General features: G+C 33.3%; 1 protein-coding gene. It reads left to right on the forward strand.

The window, feature by feature from the left end; genetic code table 11:
• Positions 1-1,055: transposase (locus IV57_RS12865; protein WP_157051970.1), on the forward strand; the 1,055-nt coding region annotated here is incomplete at both ends.

Genomic DNA, 1,055 nt, shown 5'->3' on the forward strand with positions numbered 1-1,055 from the left:
TTGAAGAATTTGCTGAAGAGAATATTGTTGCGCGTTGGCTCACACAATACCAAGTTCCCTCATACAGAACTATATGTAGGTTTAGAATTTCAAATGAAATCGAAACATTGCTTAATGATAGTCTGACAAACTTAACTAATGTCTTAAAGCAAAATGGTTTAATTGACGAAGTATCCTTTATTGATGGTACGAAAATATTGGCGGACGCCAATAAATTTTCGTTTGTTTGGAAAAAGAATACTATCAGATTTGATGACATGAATAAAGCTCAAATCCAAAAATTATTATCGGAAATAAATGAAGTACGGATGGGCGTCGTCAAAAATCCTTCGGACCTTTCTGACGATGCCCTAGAAGAAGTACAGACAAAACTTGAATTATATCTTGAGGACTTAAATAAAAAAATAGCAGATAATCCCCAAAAATCACCTAATCCTGATAAACAGGATCGCCGAAAACTAAAATCATATGCTCGAAAGCTTGATAAACGTATCAGTAAAAAATCTGAACACGAAGGACAGATGGAGAAATTTGATAAAAGAAATAGCTATGCAAAAAGTGATGAAGATGCTACGTTTATGAGGATCAAGGAAGATCCAATGATGAACGGTCAACTGAAGCCTGCATACAATGTTCAAATTGCTACCAATAATCAATTTATCACAGGAATCGGAATGTTTCAAAATCCAACTGATACAAGAACATTGATTCCCTTTATAAAACAACTTGAAGAGAATCATACGCTGGGCGACGTGGTCGTCGCCGATGCGGGATATGGATCTGAAAATAATTATCAGTACTTAGATGATAGTTCTAAAAAATACGTTATTCCATATTCTGCTATGCTCAAAGAGGATTCAAAGAAATGGAAATCGGATGAGAAGAAAGTAATGAACTGGAATTATTATGAAAAAGATGATTATTATATAAATCTTCAAGGCGTTCGTTTTAATTTTAATGCATACAGAATAAGAACTGATAAATATGGATTCAAACGTTATTTTAAAGAATATATCTCGGAAATATTTGATGACAATCATAATAAGATTCCTCAG

The sequence above is a fragment of the Companilactobacillus kimchiensis genome (assembly GCF_001438805.1).
GTDB lineage: Bacteria > Bacillota > Bacilli > Lactobacillales > Lactobacillaceae > Companilactobacillus > Companilactobacillus kimchiensis.